At 50.0% G+C, this 652-nt stretch carries 1 protein-coding gene; it reads right to left on the minus strand.

Translation table 11 applies throughout. The features are described from left to right. Positions 1-652 (minus strand): site-specific integrase (locus tag NNC77_RS16580; RefSeq protein WP_254986913.1); only part of this gene is annotated, 652 nt, incomplete at both ends.

Genomic DNA, 652 nt, shown 5'->3' on the forward strand with positions numbered 1-652 from the left:
ACACCTTGACATTGGCTTTCGTGATGGAAACGGTGTCTATGAAGGCTGTTCCTGCATAGCAGGCGAAAAGAAACAGGTCACGGCTAACGGATAGTCTCGGCTTGTCTTCGGGCAGTTCCACATCACGGATTTTTATGAAATCAGACATGCTGAGAGCCTTGGGTGTCGTAACCCTTGGAGTGCCAACCCGATAATGGGCGAACAGCAGGTTCTTGCACAAGCCTCGCTCAAAGGCAATGCGGCACATCTTCTTGAAGAGCGACACATAGATGGTGATGGTTCCTGATGAAAAGCCTTTCTCGTCAAGCAAGTAATGGTGAAAGTCACTGATGAAAGGCTCGGTCAGCTGTCCGAAAGCCAAATCAGTCAACCTATACTTCTCCCCGATGAACTCAGCGAGATTCTTGCGAATCTTTCTGTAAGTCCAGACACTGCTCTTCGACATATCGATGCCCTCATGGGTGCTGAGTTCACTGATATGCTCGTCCACGAAGGAGAGAAGGGTGGTCTGTGTCTTGACGCTGCCCTGCAAGGCCTCCTTGACATCCTTAGCCTCGAAGTCCGTTCTCTTTTCCACAAGCACATCGAAAGCCTTTTGGATGGAAAGCAACAACTGCTCGATGTCCTTGTTGGTCTCCACGGCTTCCTTGCT

The sequence above is a fragment of the Segatella copri genome (genome assembly GCF_024330485.1).
Taxonomy (GTDB): Bacteria; Bacteroidota; Bacteroidia; order Bacteroidales; family Bacteroidaceae; genus Prevotella; species Prevotella copri_L.